This is a genomic window from Pseudomonas sp. PvP009 (genome assembly GCF_017832995.1).
In the GTDB taxonomy this organism is placed as follows: domain Bacteria; phylum Pseudomonadota; class Gammaproteobacteria; order Pseudomonadales; family Pseudomonadaceae; genus Aquipseudomonas; species Aquipseudomonas syringae.
Window position 1 is genome coordinate 2,394,075 of sequence record NZ_JAFIBG010000001.1, and the last position, 19,836, is coordinate 2,413,910.

Here is a 19,836-nt window from a genome sequence, read left to right on the forward strand (position 1 = left end):
ACTGACATGTCGAAAATATGAACATGGGTGCCGTCAATGTCTCCAAAGTCCATGACCTTCAGCGCAGAAGACCTCGACTACCTCACATCATTGGGGACCGTTGCACTCAATGCCGGGCCCATTCCTGAACTGGAGCAAGCCTGGCAGGCGCGCCTGGACGGCCTCGACCAGCGTCCGTCATCGGTTCGCAAGGTGATCTGGGACTCTTGGGGCCGTAGCGTTGCAGGTGGTGTGGACCCTGAGGACGGCGACTACAGGTTCATCGACCCGCAGGCACTGGCAGCCACTCTGGCGGCCAACCGAGGGTTGATTGCGGCCGCTGCTCAGGTAATGCACGGCTTGCTCGCCTATAACCCACGGGGCCATATCAACCTTACTGACGTCGAAGGCACCACCCTGTATTTTTGCGGCCTGGACATTACGCCGGTAGGGACGCGCTTGCTGGAGTCCGTGCAGGGCACTAACTGCACGGGGCTGGCGCTGGCTGAAGATGCTCTGGTGTATGTATTGGCTGAAGAAAACTTCGGTAAAGGTCTGCGTCAGCGACGAATGCATTGTGCAGCGGCCCCTATCCGCAATGCGCAGGGACAGACGCTGGCGCTGCTGACTCTGACCGCCGAGCCGGGCTGGTTCCACTTTCATACCCTGGGCACCGTCCAGGCCGCGGCGGAGGCCGTTTCGCGGCAGATGGTGCTACAGGCGCTGCTGGAACAACAGAAGACTGTGCTCGAAGTGCTCAATGAAGGCCTGGTAGTGCTGGACGAGCGAGGCTGTATCAAGGCACTCAATCGTTATGCCCGGCAACTCTTTCGAGTCGATCTGGATGCGCTGGGCAGCCCGTTCCAGCGCCTGGGTCGCAGTGACTTGAGCGAACAGATTCTGACGCACGGCGGCGAAGGGCTGCGGGATCTGGATTGCATTTTCGAGCTGCATGATTTCAGCCAGCTGTCCTGCCTGGTTTCTGTGTGCCCGCTGGAGCAGGGCGGGCGTGTGGTGTCGTTGCGGGAGAACCGTCGTATTCGGGAGATCACGCGGCGAATCGTAGGCACTCAGGCCCGCTACACGTTCGAGACAATTCAGGGCCGTTCCCGGGCCATGGAGGACGCGTTGCACCTGGCACGGATTGCCAGTCGAAGCGATTCCACAACGTTGATTCTTGGCGAAAGTGGCACCGGCAAGGAATTGTTCGCCCAGGCGATCCACAACGCCAGTGACCGCGGTGGTGGGCCTTTTGTGGCCGTCAATTGCGGTGCCATTCCCCGGGATCTGGTGCAAAGCGAGTTGTTCGGCCATGTCGAGGGCGCATTTACAGGTGCGGCTCGAGGTGGTTCGGCGGGCAAGTTCGAACTGGCCGATGGCGGGACTATATTCCTTGATGAGATCGGCGATATGTCCTTCGATGCTCAGATCAGCCTGTTGCGGGTTTTACAGGAGGGAGAAGTGACCCGGGTCGGAGCGAAAAGCTCGCGCCAGGTGGATGTACGCATCGTCGCAGCCACTCACCGCAACCTGGGGCAGGCGGTGGCCGAAGGCGCCTTTCGCGAGGACTTGTATTACCGGCTGAATGTGCTGAACCTGACCGTGCCGCCGCTGCGTATGCGCCAGGAAGATATCGTACTTCTGGCTCGGCATTTTCTTGCTCGTTGTGGCCATTCACTGCGCAAGTCGGTGCAGGGCTTTTCGACGCAAGCGTTGGAGCTGCTGGCGGCTTACAGCTGGCCGGGCAATGTGCGGGAGCTTGAAAATACCATTGAGCGCGCAGCCAATCTGGCTTTGGGTGAGTTAGTCCAGACTGGCGATTTGCCTCTTGAAATCAGGCAGCGCACCAGCCAGTCGGTATCGGAGCACTTGCCAGCGCCAATGACGGCCAGAGACCTTGGCACCCATGAAATGCACGCAATTGTGGCTGCTCTCGAAAACACCCGAGGCAACATCCGTCTGGCTGCCCGACAGTTGAACGTTTCAAGGGGCGGTTTGTACAACAAAATGAGTCGGTTTGGACTGCGTGCCGAGGATTTTCGCCGTTTATGATCCGATCAGAACTGGGTATTTCCACGGTCGATATCTGCAGTTAATAGAGTGCCCCTGGTAATAGAGTGCCCCTGGTTAAATCTAGAAATACACATAGTGCCTTCAAGGGGCATTGCCCGTGAGGCTGCGTGCCTGGTGCTGATCAGGCTCGGAGAGAGACGGCGGATATTTGAACCTCCATGACCTGATAACGCTGGAGAATTGCGCGTACAGAAAATGTTATTTTTGAATAATTAAATTTAATCTAGATCAGAAATAATAATATTAGCTTATGACCAAATAGAATTATATTTTAGAAATTGATTCCGTTATGTTTGGTTTCAACAGCCTACCCCTTACCTCGGATGGTACCAATCTTAATCAAGATTCTGTGTGTCATGCCGCCAGACTGCACGGTGTGACAGGGGCGCTGCAACGCTGACCCCGGTGCAGAATCGTTGGAAGGGAGTTCAACGTATGTTGCCTGTTCAATCCTGCCATTGCCTTTACTTCTCTCGCCCTGTCATTGACAGGCGCGTCGCCTTGCCACTGCTGCGCACCGACTGTTCGCCTCACAGCTAGTTCGTTCAGACCGCTAAGTGCCAAACCCGGCCGCAGGCTTTCCTGCATGTCGTTGATCACTTTTAAAACCTTGCATGCCGCGCCGTCCTCAAGACAGCGGGAATGTCCGATTTCGCGATTTGGATGTGTGGCTGCTATGACAGCCATGTCTGGAGTGGGTATGAAACAAGCCTTACAACGTGCCCGGGTATCGACTGCTGCAATGGGCTACTGCCCATTGGCGTTGGCGATAGGGGGCGTGTTGCTGTCAGGGACCATAAGAGCCCAGGAAAACAACACCGACGACCCGCGTACCTTGTCCACTGTGGTGGTCACCGGTAATCGCGGTGCCGAGCAACGCACGGTCACCAGCAGCCCGGTACCGATCGATGTGGTCAGCGCCAGACAACTACAGAGCACCGGCAAACCCGGACTGATGGAAGCCCTGAGTGCAGTAATTCCATCGCTGACCCTGCCGGAAAAAACCGGCTGGGATGCCAGCGGCATTGCCCGTGCGCCCAACTTGCGTGGCTTGAGCGCCGCCGAAGTGTTGGTGCTGGTCAATGGCAAGCGTCGTCACACCAGTGCCACCCTGAACATCAACGGTATTAACACCGGGGCTGCCCCTGCGGACCTGGACCTGATCCCCATCAGCGCCATCGACCATGTTGAAGTCCTGCGCGATGGTGCAGCGGCCCAATACGGTTCCGATGCGATTGCAGGGGTCATTAACGTCATTCTCAAGGCTGACACCAGCGGTACCTCGGTGAGCAACGCCGGGCTCGGCTATGACGGCAAGAAGCAGACTGTGCAGCAAAGCCTCAACAAGGGTTTCGAGATTGGCGACGGGGGCATTGTGCAACTGGCGCTGGACGCCCGCAGCCAGAATGATGACAACAAGGCCAGCGCCAATGGTTACAGTTACGAGCAGGCCTATGACCTGGCGGGCAAGTCCACGTATGGCGGCTACGGCACGCCAAAGACTAATCTGCTGACCCTGGGGTACAACGCCGAACTGCCCATCGATGACAGCCTGAGCCTGTATTCCTTCACCACGTATTCACGTCGTAAAGCCGAGCAGGGGCAAAATTTTCGTCTGCCGACCATCACCAATACCATTACCACCGGGCCTAACGGATACCCGGCGGGATACACACCGACCTGGTACATCGATGAAGACGATTTCCAGGCCGCATTTGGCGGCAAAGGCACCGTCGGCGAATGGGATTGGGATCTTTCCAGCACCTACGGACGCAACGAAGCCGAGCAGGGCACCACGCACAATCAGAACCCGTCCCTGGGTGAAGACACGCCCAATCGCTTTACTTCCGGTACGTGGATCTCCACCGAACTGACCACCAATCTGGACTTCAAGCGCGGCTTCGACATCGGCCTGCAAAAGCCCCTGGATTTGTCCTATGGCCTCGAGCATCGGCGTGAGACGTATGAGGTGCAGGCCGGTGACTATGAATCCTATGCCAATGGCGGCTACTGCATTACGCCGGGCAACTGCGCGTCTTCCGGAGCGCAAGTCACCAACGGTATTTCCCCTGACGAAGAAAGCAGCGCGTCGCGTAACAGTGTCGCCAGTTATGTCGACGTGGGCTTCAACCCTGTACCGGACTGGTACGTTGGCAGCGCATTTCGCTACGAGCATTACAATCAGGGCGTGGGTGCGACCCGCAGCGGCAAACTGACCACGCGTTACGATTTCACTCGCCAATTCGCTATACGCGCCACCGTCAGCAATGGTTTCCGTGCGCCGTCTCTGGCCAACAGTCTGTTCAGTGCGCGCTCGACCACGTATGGCGTGGTGGACGGGGTCTATCAGTCCATCAACTACGGCGTGTTGCCAACGGGGTCCGGGGCTGCGAAAGCGCTGGGTGCCGAGGACCTTAAACCGGAGCGCTCGACCAACTTCAGCCTCGGTTTCACGCTCACACCGACCGACCGCCTCACGCTGACCGCCGACGCCTACGTCATCAATCTGCGTGACCGCATCACCCTGACCGGCACCTTGCTGGGCAATGAGGTCACGCAGGTGCTGCTCAACAATGGCATCGACTCGACGTCGGGTGGCCAGTACTTCATCAACGGTGCCGACACCCGTACCAAGGGGCTGGATCTGGTCAGCAATTACAGTCAGGAACTGGGGCCGTACGGATCACTGAAGTGGACGGCGGCGTTCAACTGGAACCAGACAAAGATCCTTGGCTACAAGGAGTCCACCTCGATTCTCGGTACGTCCTATGAACTGATGGACCGCGAAGCGCGCAACCTGATCACCGGTGTGCAGCCGCGCACCAAGCTGATTCTGGGCGGTGACTGGAGTATCGAGCGCTTCAACCTGAATCTGGCGCTGACCCGCTACGGCGCTTACAAGGAGGTCAATTCCTCAGCCAATCGTGATCTGGACCGGGTGTACGGCGCCAAATGGATCACCGATCTGGACCTTGGCTACAACCTCAGCAAAAACCTCAATGTCGCCATCGGAGCCAAGAACCTGTTCGACGTCTATCCCAAAAAGCAGGGGATTCCCAGCAGCACCATGGTCAGCAGCTACGGCACCTATTCGCCCTACGGTTTCACTGGCGGCTACTACTACACCCGGCTGACTTACGCCTTTTAAGGCCAGCACCTGACAACTCAATATTGCGTGCGAGGAACCACCATGCCCATTGTCGCCAAACCCTATGACTTCATTGATGAGCCCAGTCATTATCCACTTCCTCAGAGCCGCGTAGCACCCCCGCCGATAAAGGCCTTGCAGGTCGTTCCCGCCCGGCATCCCGGTCGCTGGTTCGGGTCGATATTCGCAGCGCTGGTGCTGCTGGCCATTGTGCACTCGCTGGCGACCAACCCGCGTTGGGAGTGGGGCGTCTTCGGCCAGTGGTTCTTCTCTCCATCGGTGCTGCGCGGCCTTGCGCAGACGCTTCTGTTGACGTTGCTCAGCACGCTGTTCAGCATCATTCTCGGCACGGCGCTGGCGTTGGCGCGCCTGTCGGGCTCGCCGCTGCTGGCGGCACTGGCCTGGGGCTACATCTGGTTTTTCCGCTCGATGCCTGCGCTGCTGGTGTTGATCATCCTCTACAACTTCGCCTACCTGTACGACCACATTGTGCTGGGGGTGCCGTTCACCCAACTGGTCTTTGCCGAGTGGTCGACGGTGGACGTGCTCAGCCAGTTTACCGTTGCGGTACTGGGCTTGAGTCTGATGCAGTCGGCCTATACCGCAGAAATCATTCGCGGTGGGCTGATCGGTGTCGATGCCGGTCAGCATGAAGCTGCTGCGGCACTTGGCCTGCCTGTGTCGCGGCGGATTTTCCGGATCATTCTGCCCCAGGCGTTGCGCTCGATTCTGCCTTCAGGCTTCAACGAGATCATCGGACTGGTCAAGGGAACATCCATTGTTTACGTGCTGGCCTTGCCAGAGCTGTTCTACACCGTGCAGGTCATCTACAACCGTACCCAGGCAGTGATTCCGCTGCTGATCGTGGCCACCGTCTGGTACCTGATTATCACTACGGTGCTGACCAGTGCCCAGTATTACGTCGAACGCCATTTTGCCCGAGGCTCGGCACGTGTACTGCCGCCGACACCCTTGCAGCGCCTGCGCGGTTGGCTCAAGGGCAGCGTGTCCGGGGAGAAGCACCATGAGTGAGGCCTCCACGCCAGTGCGCGCAGGGCGCATTCAGATCCAGGGCGTGGGCAAGCGCTTTGGCAGCCAGCAGGTGCTAAAGGACATCGACCTGAGCATCGAACCGGGCAAGGTCACGGTGATACTCGGTCCTTCCGGTTCCGGCAAGTCCACGCTGCTGCGCACCATCAACCACCTGGAAAAGATCGACAGCGGGTACATCACCATCGACGGTGATTACGTTGGTTATCGTCGCAAGGGCGACCTGCTCTATGAACTCAAGGAGCGCGAGATCCTCAAGCAGCGGATCGACGTCGGCTTCGTGTTCCAGAACTTCAATCTGTTCGCACACCTCACTGCCTGGGAAAACATCGCCGAAGCGCCTCTGGCCCACAAACGCTGGAGCAAGTCCGAGGCCCGGGTCAGGGCAAATGAACTGCTGGCCAGGGTAGGTCTGGCAGACAAGACAGATGCTTACCCGCGCCAGCTTTCCGGTGGTCAGCAACAGCGTGTCGCCATCGCCCGTGCGCTTGCGCTGGACCCCAAGGTCCTGCTGTTCGATGAGCCCACCTCAGCCCTTGATCCTGAACTGGTCGGCGAGGTGCTGGACGTCATCAAGGGCCTGACGCAACTGGGCGTCACGCTGGTGGTGGTCACTCATGAAATCGGCTTTGCCCGTGAGGTGGCAGACCATGTCGTGTTTCTCTGCGAGGGCCGATTGATCGAGCAAGGGCCGCCGGAGCAGGTGTTCCGCCAACCTCGACATCCTCGCACGGCTGCCTTTCTCGGCAAGGTGCTATGACTTTCCCGCTATCAAGGAGTGACCACTGATGTTCATCAATAGCGCCCGTGTGGCCTTGCTGACCCTAGCCGTCAGCGTCGCCCACAATACGTTGGCGTCGACCGCGCAACCGGTCGATCTGAGTCCCGACCGGCCACGCATTCATGTGCCGCGTAACGAGGCGGCCATCGCACAGATCCCGGCGGGCTTCAAGTTCGCCCAGCCTGGCAAGTTCACCGTGGCCGTCTCCGGTGTTGCGGGGCCGCCGTTGGCGCTGCTGGCCAATGATGACAAGACCACTATTGGCAGCGAGGCCGATACCGCGCAACTGGTAGCGGACAGCCTGGGCCTGCAATTGAACGTGGTGCAAACCAGTTGGGAGGACTGGCCACTGGGCGTCAGTTCGGGGAAATACGACGCGGTGATCAGCAACGTCACGGTCACGGAAGCACGCAAGAAACGCTTCGATTTCGCCACTTACCGTCAGGACGTACTGGGCTTCTACGTAAAAACCAACAGCAAAATCAGCGAGATAAAACAGGCGTCGGACATTGCCGGGTTGAAAATCATCGTCGGCTCCGGCACCAATCAGGAAAAGGTTCTGCTGGCGTGGAACGAAGCAAACGAAAAGGCCGGTCTCAAGCCTGCGCTGTTGCAGTACTTCGATGATCAGGCGGCCGCACAGCTTGCCATTCAGTCGGGTCGCAGTGATGCGCTGTTCGGGCCCAATTCGATATATGCCTATTCGGCCGCGATTACTGGCGGCATCAAGCGGGTAGGCACGGTCAACGGCGGTTGGCCGCTGCAGGCGGATATCGCCGTGACCACGCGCAAGGACAACGGCCTGGTCAAGCCGATTCACACCGCCCTGGAAGGGGCGATTGCCGGCGGCCAGTACGAGCAGGTACTCAAACGTTGGGGGCTGGACGTGGAACGCGTCGACAAGTCGCTGATCAATCCGCCCGGCTTGCCGGACTGAAGCGTTGAAGGGAGCAAACGATATGGGACTGACACGACGTGAAGCGCTTTCCAGTATCGCTGCCGTGGGCGGCGAGACCGCCGTCAAGGATGCGCTTGCGGTACTGGGGCTGGGGCCTTCATCGCATCGACGGCCACAGCCTCTGAAACTCGGCGACGGTCTGGGGCAGGGCACTCGCGTGCTGGTGCTGGGGGCAGGCGTTGCCGGGCTGGTCACGGCACTGGAGCTGAAGCGCGCAGGTTTTGCCGTGCAAGTGCTGGAAGCCCGTGATCGAGTGGGTGGCCGTAACTGGACGCTGCGCAACGGCGATCGGGTGGATTACAAGGACGGCCGCTCACAGACCGCAAGCTTCGATTCAGGCGTGTATTTCAATGCCGGTCCGGCGCGCATTCCCAGCCAGCATCGGACGCTGCTCGACTACTGCAGTGAACTGGGTGTGCCGCTTGAAGTACTGGTCAACAGCAGCCATGGAGCTCAGGTACGCCCGGACCTGCAACGACCCGCGTTCACTGTCGGCCAGGCGATCAATGACGCCCGCGGCCATCTTTCCGGTTTGCTGGCCAAGGCGGTGCAGCGCGACGCGCTGGACGATGTGTTGAGCGGCGAAGAGCGTCAGCGGCTGCTGGCGTTCTTGCAGGTATATGGCGACCTTTCGCAGGAGCTGGCTTACGAGGGCAGCCTGCGCTCCGGGCACCAAACGTCGCTTTCTCATCCGGGAGCCTTGCCGAGCAGTGCGCAACCGGTGGCGCTGGATCGCTTGCTGCACCCCGAATTATGGGGCGCGCTGCTGCACACCGAGTTTCCCGAGTTTTCCGCGACCATGTTTCAACCGGTCGGTGGCATGGACCGGATCACCGACGCCTTTTACCAGCGCCTCACCGACCAGGTGCAACTGGACGCGCAGGTACGGCAGATTCGTCAACTGGAAGACGGCGTGGCAGTTACCTATCACGACAAATACAGCGGTCGCGAGCATGTGGTGCGCGCCGACTATCTGGTGTCAACCCTGCCACTGCCCTTGCTGGCCAGACTGGACACCGATTTCAGTGACCCGGTCAAGGCGGCCTTGCTCAGCACCCGCAACGATCAGGCGACCAAGGTGGCCTGGCAATCTCCGCGTTTTTGGGAAACCGACTACCGCATCTACGGCGGGTTGTCCTGGATCGACCATCCGGCGCGTCTGTTGTGGTATCCCAGCAACGACTTGAACACCCGACAAGGCCTGCTTGTGGCGGGTTATGTCACAGGGGAGGGGGCCGATGCGTTCGGTGCGAAACCCTTCGACACACAATACGCCACTTCCAGAGAAGCGGTAGAGCTGCTGCACCCGGGGTATTCGCGGCAGCTGCGCAACCCGCTGGCCGTGTCCTGGGAGCAGATCCCTTACAGCGAAGGCCCTTGGTTGCAACGCGAACATTTCCCTGCCGCTGCCAGTGCGTTGCTGGACGAGCCCCACGGTCGTGTGTACTTCGCCGGTGACGGGCTGGTGCAAAGCGGAGTCGGCATCTGGCAGGAGTCAGCGGCCAACTCGGCGCGACATGTGGTGGCGCAACTGGCCGAGCGAGTGACGCAAGCGCGGCAGATTTCGACCCTTGCCGCGTCATGACGTGCAACTGCACGAGCCCCGCGTTTTACGTAACCCTTATTCCTGAATATCCATTGAAAGAGAGACACCATGAGCGACAGCATTCAACGCACCAGCGTCGGCGATTTTCCGATCTCGCAAACCGTGACAGTGCCAGCCTCGACCAGCCTGGTATTCGTCAGCGGCACCTTGCCTGACCTCGCCGACCCGCATGCTCCGGCGGGTACGCCGGCAGCCTATGGCAACACCGAAGTACAGACCGTTTCGGTATTCAACAAACTGCGCAGAATCCTTCAGCAACAGGACCTCGATCTGGGCGATATCGTACAGTTGCGGGTATTTCTGGTCGGTGCCGAGGAAACCGCCGGCAAGCTGGATTTTGCAGGGTTGCAGGCTGGTTACACGCAATTTTTCGGCACGCCGGAACAACCTCTCAAACCCGCGCGCACGGCGTTGCAGGTGGTAGCGCTGCCATTGCCCGGCGCGTTGATCGAGGTCGAAGCGATAGCGGCCAGACCGGCTTGATCGGGCGCTGTCAGCTTGCGTGTCGGGCAGCGATCAGCGCCGCCCGGCGCGGGTACTCACGTCCACCCACACTGCCAGCACCAGGATCCCGCCCTTGACGATCATCTGCCAGTAGCTGTCGACATCGAGCATCGACATGCCGTTGTCGAGACTGGTGATGACCAGTGCGCCGAGCAGGGCACCGTAGACAGTGCCTGAACCGCCACGCATGGACGTACCGCCGATGAAGCATGCAGCGATGGCGTCGAGTTCGCCCATGTTGCCGGCCGAGGGTGAGCCGGCGGCCAGGCGTGCGGTGTTGACCAGCCCGGCGAACGCACACATCACGCCCATGATGCCGAAAATCCACAGCTTCACGGCCTGTACGTTGATGCCGGACAGGCGCGTGGCTTCCATGTTGCTGCCGACGGCGTAGACACGGCGCCCGAACACCGTCTGGGTGGTGACATAACTGAACACGCCGAGCAGGACCAGCAACAGCAACACCGGAACGGGGATTCCGTCGTAGCTGTTGAGCACATAGACAAAGCCGCCCAGCACCGCGCCGATCAACACCACACGCAACACATCACGAATCAGCGAATGTGCCGCCAGCCCGTGCAGCGCTCTGTTGCGCCGTTGTTTCCAGGTCAGGACCAGCGTCAGCGCCAGCAGCAGAATACCGAGCCCGGTGCCCACCGCATGCGGCAGATAACCCTGGCCGATATAGACCAGCGACGGCGACACCGGAGCGATGGTCGTGCCGCCGGTGATCCCCAGCAGAACGCCGCGAAACGCCAGCATGCCACCCAGCCCGACGATGAACGAGGGGATCCGCAGGTAGGCGGTCATGTAGCCGTTGGCCAGGCCTATCAGCAGGCCGCACAGGGCGACCACGCTCAGGTTTGCCAGCAGCGGCACGTGGTAAACCACATCCAGAATCGCCGCCAGGCCACCGAGCAGGCCAAGCAATGAGCCCACCGACAGGTCAATCTCGCCGCTGATGATCACCAGCACCATGCCGCAGGCCAGAATCCCGGTAATGGACATCTGTCGCAGCAGGTTGGACAAGTTGCGCGGCGTCAGGAAGCCGCCCTCGGTCTGCCAGCTGAAGAACAGCCAGATAACGGCGATGGCAATCACCAGCGCGAGCATTTTGTAGCGGGTAAAGAACTGTTTGACCTGGTTCATCTACGCGGTCTTCCGGGCATTATTGTGAGGGGCATCGGAGTGGCTGAGTGCAGCGGCAAGCACCTGCTCCTGAGTCAGTTCATGGTTGATGAAGTCGCCGCGCAACTGACCGTCGCCAATCACCAGCACGCGGTCGGACACGCCCAGCACTTCAGCCAGCTCCGAAGACACCATGATGATCGACACGCCCTCGGCTGCCAGCGCGCCCATCAGCTTGTAGATCTCATACTTGGCACCGACATCGACGCCGCGGGTGGGCTCGTCGAGAATCAGGACGCGCGGGCGGGTCAGCAGCATCTTCGCCAGCACGGCTTTCTGCTGATTGCCACCGGACAGGCTGGTGATCGGCAAAAACGGGCTGGCCGTCTTGAGGTGCATGCGCGAGATTTCCCGGTCGATAGTGCCCAGCTCTGCCTCGGCGTCGATGCGGGTCATGTTCGAGTAACTGTCGAGGACCGCGAGGGTGATGTTCTGGCCAACGCCCAAGTCCTGAATGATGCCCTGGCGCTTGCGGTCTTCGGGGACCATGCACAGACCGGCGCGTATCGATTTGAGCGGCGTGCGCGTGTCGATAGCCTGGCCATTGAGCCACACTTCACCGGTGTACCGACCGGGATAGGCGCCGAACAGGGCTGACACCAGTTCGGTACGGCCCGCGCCCACCAGCCCGGCGATGCCGAGGATTTCCCCGCGCCTGAGGACGAACGATACGTCGTCGACCCGCTTGCGCCCGGGATTATCGACGTCATAGCAGGTGATATGCCGCGCTTCGAAGATCACCTCGCCGACATCATGCGGCTCGGTGGGATAGAGGTTGCTCATTTCGCGTCCGACCATCTGGGTGATGATCTTCGCAATGTCCATGTCCGCCATTGCGGTGGTTGCAATATGTTTGCCGTCGCGGATGACTGAGATGGTGTCGCACACGGCGGCCACTTCATCGAGCTTGTGCGAGATGTACACGCACGCGACCCCTTTAGCCTTCAGCTCGCGAATGATGTTCAGCAGCACCTCGATTTCGGAACGGGTCAGGGCCGAGGAGGGCTCATCGAGAATCAACAGGCGCGCCTTCTTGTTCAGTGCCTTGGCGATTTCCACCAGTTGCTGGTAGCCGCCGCCATATTGGGAAACCGGCAGTGCCACGTTCATGTCAGGCACTTTGAGTTCACGCATCAGCGACTCGGCGCGGTGGATCATGGCCGGATAATTCATGCGCCCGCCGGGGAGCGTCAGCTCGTGACCCATGAAGATGTTTTCGGCCACCGACAGGTCCGGGACCAGCGTCAGTTCCTGATGGATGATGACGATCCCGGCCGCTTCCGTTTCGCTGATCGATTGTGCCTTGAGCGGTTGGCCGTCCCACAGAATCTCGCCCTCCCAAGTGCCGTAGGGATAGACCGCCGACAGGACTTTCATCAACGTGGACTTGCCCGCGCCGTTCTCGCCGCACAGGCCGACGCACTCGCCGGGCTTCACTGTGATATCGATGCCGTTGAGCGCTTTCACACCGCCAAAGGATTTGACGATGCCGTTCATTTGCAGCAGGTAGTCAGACATGGCGCAGGGCTCTACGAAAGTGTGATGGCTTGGCCTGAGCGGCGACCCTGCTAAACCGCAGGGTCGCCGCTCAGGCTTTCAGCGACGTATCAACGATCGAGGCTCATTGCCCGTCAATCTGCGCCTTGGTGTAGAACCCGTCTTTTTCCAGCAGGTCGATGTTGTCCTTGGTCAGCAAGGTCGGGGTCAGCAGCATGGTGTCGACCTTCTTCATGCCATTGTCCGACTGCGAGTCAAACTTCGGCTTGTCACCGCCGCGCACCAATTGCACAGAAAGTTTGGCGGCTTCCGTGGCAATCAGTTTCAGCGGCTTGTAGACCGTCATGGTCTGGGTGCCATCGATGACCCGCTTGACCGCCGCGAGGTCTGCGTCCTGACCCGAGATAGGAACTGTGCCGGCCAGTTTCTGTGCCGCGAGGGCCTGAATAGCGCCCCCGGCAGTGGCGTCGTTGGAGGCGACGATGCCATCAATCTTGTTGTTATTGCGGGTCAGGGCGTTTTCAACAATGCTCAGGGCTTCGGTAGGGCTCCACTCCTTTACCCACTGCTGGCCGACGAGCTTGATATCACCTTTGTCGATAGCCGGTTGCAGCGCCTTCATCTGGCCTTCGCGCAGAATCTTGGCGTTGTTGTCGGTGGGCGCGCCGCCCAGCAGGAAATAATTGCCCTTGGGCGCTGCTTTCAGTACGCCGTTGGCCTGCATCTCGCCGACTTTTTCGTTATCGAAAGAAATGTACGCATCGATATCGGCATTTAGGATCAGCCGGTCATAAGACACCACCTTGATCCCGGCCTTCTTGGCTTCGGCAACGGCATTGGTCAGCACGGTGGCGTTGAACGGCACGATGACGATTACATCGACGCCGCGCGAGATAAGGTTTTCTATCTGCGAGATCTGTTTCTGCTCATTGGCATCCGCCGATTGCACGAAGACCTTGGCGTCGAGCTTTTCCGCCGCGGCAACGAAGTAATCACGGTCGCGTGACCAGCGTTCCAGACGCAGGTCATCAATGGAAAAACCTATTTTCGGGTGCACAGAGTCAGCCATCACCGGCAGGGACAGCAAGGCCAGCGCGCTGGCGAGCAGCGTACGTTTCAGGGTGTTCATAGGGTGCGTCCTTTTATTGTTGTTTGAGACACTTCTTGACTGGGCGATAACGATAGAACTGTAGAGCGTTGCTGGACGTCGCGTATGAAGATTTGTCGCCTGAATGTCACGGCGACGTCCAGTTGAGCCTGTCAGGCGTAGATAAAGCGATTGACTACGCCTTCAAGCAGTTCCTGGCGGCCACTGACGGCCTGCGGGTTCAGCTCGTTGGCGAAGGCGTGCTCGGCGAGCGACGCAAGGCTGAATTCGCCCGCCAGTACCGATTGGCCAAATGGCTGCTGCCAGCCTGCGTAGCGCTGATCCTTGAAGTGCTGGAGTTTATCGTTCTGCACCATGGCGGCGGCACGCTCCAGCGACAGGGCGAGGACATCCATCGCGGCGACGTGGCCGTGAAACAGGTCGATATCGTCGAGGCTCTGGCGACGCACCTTGGAGTCGAAATTGAAACCGCCGTTGGTGAAGCCGCCAGCCTTGAGGATCTCGTAGGTGGCGAGGGTCATCTCTTCGACGCTGTTGGGGAACTGGTCCGTGTCCCAGCCGTTCTGTGGGTCGCCACGGTTGGCGTCGATGCTGCCGAAAATCCCCAGCGAGACCGCTGTGGCGATTTCGTGGTGGAAGCTGTGTCCGGCCAGTGTGGCGTGGTTGGCCTCGATATTGACCTTGATCTCGTTTTCCAGGCCGTACTGCTGCAGAAAACCGAACACCGTGGCGCTGTCGTAATCGTACTGATGCTTGGTCGGCTCCTGTGGCTTGGGCTCGATCAGCAGATCGCCCTTGAAACCGATTTTGTGCTTGTGTTCAACGACCATGCGCATGAAGCGACCGAGTTGTTCGCGTTCACGCTTGAGGTCCGTATTGAGCAGGGTTTCGTAGCCTTCGCGACCGCCCCACAATACGTAGTTGGACCCTTTGAGACGCTGGGTGGCATTCATTGCGCTGAACACCTGGGTCGCGGCGTAGGCGAACACTTCCGGGTCCGGGTTGCTGGCAGCGCCTGCGGCGAAGCGTGGGTTGCTGAAGCAGTTGGCCGTGCCCCACAGCAGTTTTATGCCGCTCTGTTGCTGATGGCGCTCAAGATGATCGACCATGTGCGCGAAGTTGTGGCGATAATCCTTGAGTGAGGCGCCTTCCGGTGCCACATCGGTGTCGTGGAAGCTGTAGTAGTCGATGCCGAGCTTGGAGAAGAACTCGAACGCCGCTTCGGCCTTGCCGATGGCCAGTTCCATAGGGTCACCGGAACCTTGCCATGGGCGCTTGAAGGTGCCGACACCGAACATGTCGGCGCCCGGCCATACGAAGGTGTGCCAGTAGCAGGCCGCCATGCGCAAGTGCTCGCGCATGGGTTTGCCGAGGACCAGCTTGTCGGCGTCATAGTGGCGAAAGGCGAGGGACGAGTCGCTGTCAGGGCCTTCGTAGCGAACCCTGTCTACGTCGGGGAAGTACGGCATGAGCGTTTTCCTTATTGTTCTTGGCGGTGTCTGGATACTAGCAACGGCCCTGCATGCGCTGATTATGAAAATCGTCAACGTACAGTGCGATTTTGAGTGTTGAGATTCGTCGGTCAGCGGCCTAGTCTGTGGCCCACGGCGTCGTGCTTATCGAATCGGCATAAAAACAATGAAAACCGTACCTCCCGTTCACCGCATCGCGCTGTTGTTCAACGGCAGCAAGATTTATGACCGCGGCATCATCAGTGGCATCGGCAACTACCTCAGCAGCACCCGGGTGTCTTGGGACTTGTTCCTCGAGGAGGACTTCCTCTGTCGCCTGAAAGGCATCGAGCGCTGGCAGGGCGACGGGATCATTGCCGATTTCGATGACCCACTGATCGGCGAGGCACTGGCCGGGATCAAATTGCCGGTGGTAGCGGTGGGCGGGTCCTATCAGGACGAGCGCGCCTACCCGAAGGGCATTCCATATGTGGCGACTGACAATCACGCCTTGATCAAGGCAGCCTACGAGCACCTGATCGAGGCCGGGTTGACGCGCTTTGCCTGCTTCAGCCTGCCTGAAGCGCAAGCCAATCGCTGGGCGCAGGAGCGCGAGCAGGCCTTTCGCCGCTTGCTGCAACGCGACGGCCTGCACGCCGAGGTCTATCGTGGCCTGGGCACCAGCGCGCCGCTCTGGGACAGCGCCGTAGAACAGCAGATCGCCTGGCTGCAAAGCCTGCCCAAACCGATCGGCATCATCGCCGTGACCGACGCCCGCGCCCGTCAGCTACTGCAGGCCTGCCTGACCGCCGGAATTGCTGTCCCCGAGCAGGTGGCGCTGATCGGCATCGACAATGATCCGTTGACCCGAACCCTCACTCGCGTGCCACTGAGTTCGGTCGTTCAAGGAACCGATACGATGGGTCGCACCGCTGCACGTCTGCTGCACCAGATGCTGCACGGCATGCCGTCCTCGGGTACACACATTCTGATACCGCCGGACACTGTCAACGTGCAGGCTTCGAGTCTGCATCAGCCCTTGGGTGACCCCTATGTGATGCAGGCGCTGCTGTTTATCCGGCAGTACGCGTGCCAGGGCATCAAGACTGCACAGGTAGCCGCCTATGTGGGCGTCTCGCGCTCGTCACTGGAGTCGCACTTTCGCCGCGTAAGGGGCTGCAGCGTGCACGACGAGATCCTGCGTTTCAAACTGGCCGCCGCTGCAAACGGACTGGAAAACACCGGGCTGGCTATTGCCGAGATCGCCCGTGATTGTGGTTTCCGGTCTGCGCAATACCTGCACACCGTGTTTCGTCGCGAGTTCGGCTGCACGCCGCGAGAGTATCAGCAGGGTGGAAGTGCGGCCGCGTCATGAACGCCGGAGGCCTGGGCGGTGAGCGACAGGCTCTGAATGCATTTCTTCCTATACCCCTCATAACAGTACCGAGTGGTTCTCTTAAGTTGACAGTTCCCAGGCGTCCGGGCTAAAACATACACCTTGGTACAGTTATGAGCGAGTCACCAGTCTTCACATGCACGATGGGACGTAGGGGATAGAGACGATGCAGTTGCATGAAATATTGACCATTCACCTGCGTATCGATAAGCCGCAATTGCTTTGCGACCCTTTGAAGATGCAGCGCAGCAGCTGTGAAATACAGGGTGGAGAGTTTAGTGGTGAGCGATTGCAGGGGCAGGTCCTTCCGGGAGGCAGTCTTTATCTGGTGCCCCAGGACGACGACCTTGCGCGTCTCAGCCTTTACTACACCTTGTTGACTGACGACGGAATAAACATAGAGGTTGTTGGCGAGGGGCTCCTGGCAGGGCATGAAACCGACCGCGGACCTGTGACCGACTCGCGCTTTACATGCAGTAAACAGTTCAGCGTGCCTTCCGGTGCGCATGATCACTTGCAGCGCAATCTGTACGTCGGCAGGGTGAATGTCAGGTCTCGGGATGACAGCCTGCTTGTGAGTATTTTTCAGGTCAACGACAGGCAAGGGGATACTGAAAAAAACCGCTGATGTGATGGCGCACGCCGAGCTTTATTTCGACGGCGTGAGGCTGGTTTTTCCCCCACGCCGACGTTTTTGTGTCTTATGCGGTCAGGTCATGAGCCGGCTCATCCGGCAAAAAAGCTCAATCCCTTGCCGACCGCACAGTCATAACTTACCGGAGTGCCCACCTGTTGGTAACCAGGAACATTCAGCGTGGTCATGCTGAATGTGGCGGTGCCGTTCGAGCGTATCTGATAGCGAATGAATTGCTCGATGGGCTTGTTATTGCGATCGAGGCTGAAGTGAGTGTCCGAAAACGCCAGGGTGCCGTCGGGGGTAATGCGGTAGGCATCGATGCGTTTGCCGCCTTTGGTTTTGGACGGCTCGGCACCGGCGATCGAGGATTTGCATTGTCCCAGATCGATCACCACGGCGACCGACTCTCCAGTGTTCAACGCCTGGGTAATGGCGGAGTAGGTGGGTAGTGCGTCGCCTGCGTGAGCGAGGCCTGGCAGTGAAAGAGCAAACAGTGCAGCGGCGTAGGAATGTTTCATGGCAGCTCCAGGAAGTCAGTCTGAAGGGCGAAAAGACCCGTCCATCTCGCAATTATCGAGCGTCGCGAAACCTACCATAAGCTTCGATCCAGGTGGGCCCACGATAGCAGTGGCATCTCTCTGTTCAGAGCATCTTCATACTTTTTCCTGTCCTGCCGATAGACATGACGGAGTTAATTTATTCACCGGTCACGGGAAGGGGATTGAAGATGCTGAGACAGCTGAAAATAGCCGCGCGGACCTCCGCCTGCTTTGCGTTGATGGTGGTGCTGGTGTTCGGGCTTGGTATTTTCAGCATTCAGCAATTGCACGGTATTCGTGAGCAATCGCTTGAAATCGAAAACGATGCCCTTCCCGGGATTGCGCTGGGTGACGATATTGCCCTGGCGGTCGAGAAAACCCGCACTACCGTGGCTAAAATGCTTGCCTCGCATGACCCTGCACAGGTGACTCTGGCTCACACCGAGCTCCTTGAAAAGAAGGCCGGGTTCCAAAAGGCCGTAGAGGCCTACGACCCGCTCATCACCGAGGATGACGAGCGCGCGCTCGTCGAGGGGCTGAAGAGCACTTATCAGGGCTACATCGACCGTGCCGAAAAGGTCTATACGCTGATCAACGAGAATCAGGCGGATGCCGGAAGGGCGCTCGTCTGGGGCGAGATGAAGGCCATGGCGGAAGGTATCGAAGCCGCCCTGGGCAAGCTGGAAAAGATCAATGATGACTCCGAAGCCGAATCCAGCGCTGCAGCGACGTCGGTGTATGAGAACGCCCTGATCGTCACTTATGGGGTCATGTTTCTGACGGTGTTGTTGACCGTATTGCTTGCCTGGCGTCTGACCAAAAGTCTGGCAGTGCCGATCAGTCAGGCGTTGCACAGTTCGGAAACCATTGCCGCGGGCGACCTGCGTCCCAGCGCAATCAACCGCGAGGGCACGGATGAAGCCGCCTTGTTGCTGCAATCAATGGAGCGCATGCGCGGCAATTTGAGCCAGACCCTGACCCAGGTGGGCGACGCCGCTCACCAGTTGGCGTCGGCCACGGAAGAAATGAGCGCCCTGATGGTCAACAGCAACGCCGATCTGGTGGTGCAGAACAGCGAAATCGAAATGGCCGCCACCGCCGTCACCGAGATGAGTCAGGCGGTCGATGAAGTGGCGCGTAATGCGGTGACCACTTCGGTGGAATCCAAAGCCTCTTCGGTGTCGGCCCGCGAAGGTCAGGAAGAGCTCAATCAAACCGTCAAATCGATCCTTGAATTGACCCGAAATGTTGGCACGGCCTCGACCGAGGCGCAGGCGCTGGCAACCCGCACGCTGGATATCACCAAGGTTCTGGATGTTATCCGCGCAGTGTCCGAGCAAACCAACCTGCTGGCCCTCAACGCGGCCATTGAAGCGGCACGCGCGGGCGATGCCGGACGGGGTTTTGCTGTGGTTGCCGACGAGGTGCGCGCTCTGGCCCACCGCACCAGCGAATCGACTCGCGAGATCGAAACCATGATCGGGCACATCCAGCAGGGCACCAAAAGTACTCTGGTCGCGCTTGAAGTCAGTACCGACCAGGCGCAACGCACCAAACAACAGGCCGAGTCAGCCAACGCTGTGCTGGCCAGCATCGCCAGTTCGGTCATGGTCATCGATGAGCGCAATACGGTGATCGCCAGCGCCTCCGAAGAACAAGCGCTGGTTGCGCGGGAAGTGGACCGCAACCTGGTGCGCATCCGTGATTTGTCGGCACAATCGGCGGTGCGCACCAGCCAGACCGGCAGTGCCAGCCAGTCACTGGCCGAGCTGGCGAGTGACCTGACGACCACCCTGGGGCAGTTCAAGCTCAGATAACACGGGCCGATAGCAAGCACGCTCCCGCATCGATTCGCTGTTGTCCGTGCAACAGCGAATCGACAAAGTGTCCGGCGTTTGCGCCGGTAAAACCTGGCTACTGC

The 19,836-nt window shown here is 59.4% G+C and carries 15 protein-coding genes; 10 read left to right on the forward strand and 5 right to left on the reverse strand.

Annotation, left to right across the window (positions count from 1 at the left end; all coding sequences use genetic code 11):
- Positions 1-36: 36 nt before the first annotated feature.
- The 7 genes from JOE29_RS10660 to JOE29_RS10690 all read left to right on the forward strand — a co-directional run bounded on the left by JOE29_RS10660 (position 37) and on the right by JOE29_RS10690 (position 10,078).
- Positions 37-2,031, forward strand: coding sequence for a sigma 54-interacting transcriptional regulator (locus JOE29_RS10660; RefSeq protein ID WP_210079470.1), 1,995 nt, complete (start codon positions 37-39; stop codon positions 2,029-2,031).
- A 721-nt stretch (positions 2,032-2,752) separates the two neighbouring features.
- Positions 2,753-5,200 (forward strand): TonB-dependent receptor, encoded by a 2,448-nt coding sequence (locus tag JOE29_RS10665; protein WP_210079471.1) that lies wholly within the window; start codon positions 2,753-2,755, stop codon positions 5,198-5,200.
- A 42-nt stretch (positions 5,201-5,242) separates the two neighbouring features.
- Positions 5,243-6,232, forward strand: a complete 990-nt coding sequence (locus JOE29_RS10670) for an amino acid ABC transporter permease (RefSeq protein ID WP_063313998.1) — start codon at positions 5,243-5,245, stop codon at positions 6,230-6,232.
- Positions 6,225-7,010 (forward strand): amino acid ABC transporter ATP-binding protein, encoded by a 786-nt coding sequence (locus JOE29_RS10675; RefSeq protein ID WP_103362272.1) that lies wholly within the window; start codon positions 6,225-6,227, stop codon positions 7,008-7,010. The genes JOE29_RS10670 and JOE29_RS10675 overlap by 8 nt, the downstream gene beginning before the upstream one ends.
- A gap of 28 nt (positions 7,011-7,038) precedes the next feature.
- Positions 7,039-7,968, forward strand: a complete 930-nt coding sequence (locus tag JOE29_RS10680; RefSeq protein WP_024684344.1) for an ABC transporter substrate-binding protein — start codon at positions 7,039-7,041, stop codon at positions 7,966-7,968.
- A 22-nt stretch (positions 7,969-7,990) separates the two neighbouring features.
- Complete coding sequence (locus JOE29_RS10685; protein WP_210079472.1) at positions 7,991-9,574, forward strand: FAD-dependent oxidoreductase; 1,584 nt, start codon at positions 7,991-7,993, stop codon at positions 9,572-9,574.
- Between the two features lie 69 nt (positions 9,575-9,643).
- Entirely contained in the window at positions 9,644-10,078 is a 435-nt protein-coding gene (locus tag JOE29_RS10690; RefSeq protein ID WP_003318564.1) for a RidA family protein, read from the forward strand.
- A 33-nt stretch (positions 10,079-10,111) separates the two neighbouring features.
- On the opposite strand, the gene JOE29_RS10695 is transcribed toward JOE29_RS10690, so the two are convergent.
- From JOE29_RS10695 to xylA, 4 genes are all read right to left on the reverse strand, one after another.
- Positions 10,112-11,248 carry a sugar ABC transporter permease gene (locus JOE29_RS10695; RefSeq protein ID WP_024691939.1) on the reverse strand — a complete coding sequence of 379 codons (1,137 nt, stop codon included), beginning with the start codon at positions 11,246-11,248 and terminating at the stop codon, positions 10,112-10,114.
- Positions 11,249-12,805, reverse strand: coding sequence for a D-xylose ABC transporter ATP-binding protein (xylG, locus tag JOE29_RS10700; protein WP_210079473.1), 1,557 nt, complete (start codon positions 12,803-12,805; stop codon positions 11,249-11,251).
- 103 nt (positions 12,806-12,908) lie between these two features.
- Positions 12,909-13,913 carry a D-xylose ABC transporter substrate-binding protein gene (gene xylF / locus JOE29_RS10705; protein WP_210079474.1) on the reverse strand — a complete coding sequence of 335 codons (1,005 nt, stop codon included), beginning with the start codon at positions 13,911-13,913 and terminating at the stop codon, positions 12,909-12,911.
- Between the two features lie 131 nt (positions 13,914-14,044).
- Positions 14,045-15,361, reverse strand: coding sequence for a xylose isomerase (xylA, locus tag JOE29_RS10710; protein WP_210079475.1), 1,317 nt, complete (start codon positions 15,359-15,361; stop codon positions 14,045-14,047).
- A 169-nt stretch (positions 15,362-15,530) separates the two neighbouring features.
- Here xylA and JOE29_RS10715 point away from each other — a divergent pair, with 169 nt between their 5' ends.
- Positions 15,531-16,718, forward strand: coding sequence for a XylR family transcriptional regulator (locus JOE29_RS10715; protein ID WP_003318570.1), 1,188 nt, complete (start codon positions 15,531-15,533; stop codon positions 16,716-16,718).
- A gap of 178 nt (positions 16,719-16,896) precedes the next feature.
- Positions 16,897-17,367, forward strand: a complete 471-nt coding sequence (locus JOE29_RS10720) for a DUF3237 family protein (RefSeq protein WP_024684339.1) — start codon at positions 16,897-16,899, stop codon at positions 17,365-17,367.
- A 98-nt stretch (positions 17,368-17,465) separates the two neighbouring features.
- On the opposite strand, the gene JOE29_RS10725 is transcribed toward JOE29_RS10720, so the two are convergent.
- The gene (locus JOE29_RS10725; RefSeq protein ID WP_103364665.1) at positions 17,466-17,894 is read right to left on the reverse strand and encodes a VirK family protein; all 429 of its coding nucleotides are present in this window, start codon (positions 17,892-17,894) and stop codon (positions 17,466-17,468) included.
- Between the two features lie 209 nt (positions 17,895-18,103).
- Here JOE29_RS10725 and JOE29_RS10730 point away from each other — a divergent pair, with 209 nt between their 5' ends.
- A complete protein-coding gene (locus tag JOE29_RS10730; protein WP_210079476.1) occupies positions 18,104-19,732 on the forward strand; it encodes a methyl-accepting chemotaxis protein in 1,629 nt (542 codons plus the stop codon).
- Positions 19,733-19,836 lie beyond the last annotated feature (104 nt).

Excerpts from the sequence above, each read along its gene's own strand:
- JOE29_RS10660 (WP_210079470.1), top strand. The coding sequence starts at position 37 with ATGTCTCCAAAGTCCATGACCTTCAGCGCAGAAGACCTCGACTACCTC.
- JOE29_RS10665 (WP_210079471.1), top strand. The coding sequence starts at position 2,753 with ATGAAACAAGCCTTACAACGTGCCCGGGTATCGACTGCTGCAATGGGC.
- JOE29_RS10670 (WP_063313998.1), top strand. The coding sequence starts at position 5,243 with ATGCCCATTGTCGCCAAACCCTATGACTTCATTGATGAGCCCAGTCAT.
- JOE29_RS10675 (WP_103362272.1), top strand. The coding sequence starts at position 6,225 with ATGAGTGAGGCCTCCACGCCAGTGCGCGCAGGGCGCATTCAGATCCAG.
- JOE29_RS10680 (WP_024684344.1), top strand. The coding sequence starts at position 7,039 with ATGTTCATCAATAGCGCCCGTGTGGCCTTGCTGACCCTAGCCGTCAGC.
- JOE29_RS10685 (WP_210079472.1), top strand. The coding sequence starts at position 7,991 with ATGGGACTGACACGACGTGAAGCGCTTTCCAGTATCGCTGCCGTGGGC.
- JOE29_RS10690 (WP_003318564.1), top strand. The coding sequence starts at position 9,644 with ATGAGCGACAGCATTCAACGCACCAGCGTCGGCGATTTTCCGATCTCG.
- JOE29_RS10695 (WP_024691939.1), bottom strand. The coding sequence starts at position 11,248 with ATGAACCAGGTCAAACAGTTCTTTACCCGCTACAAAATGCTCGCGCTG.
- xylG (WP_210079473.1), bottom strand. The coding sequence starts at position 12,805 with ATGTCTGACTACCTGCTGCAAATGAACGGCATCGTCAAATCCTTTGGC.
- xylF (WP_210079474.1), bottom strand. The coding sequence starts at position 13,913 with ATGAACACCCTGAAACGTACGCTGCTCGCCAGCGCGCTGGCCTTGCTG.
- xylA (WP_210079475.1), bottom strand. The coding sequence starts at position 15,361 with ATGCCGTACTTCCCCGACGTAGACAGGGTTCGCTACGAAGGCCCTGAC.
- JOE29_RS10715 (WP_003318570.1), top strand. The coding sequence starts at position 15,531 with ATGAAAACCGTACCTCCCGTTCACCGCATCGCGCTGTTGTTCAACGGC.
- JOE29_RS10725 (WP_103364665.1), bottom strand. The coding sequence starts at position 17,894 with ATGAAACATTCCTACGCCGCTGCACTGTTTGCTCTTTCACTGCCAGGC.
- JOE29_RS10730 (WP_210079476.1), top strand. The coding sequence starts at position 18,104 with ATGCTGAGACAGCTGAAAATAGCCGCGCGGACCTCCGCCTGCTTTGCG.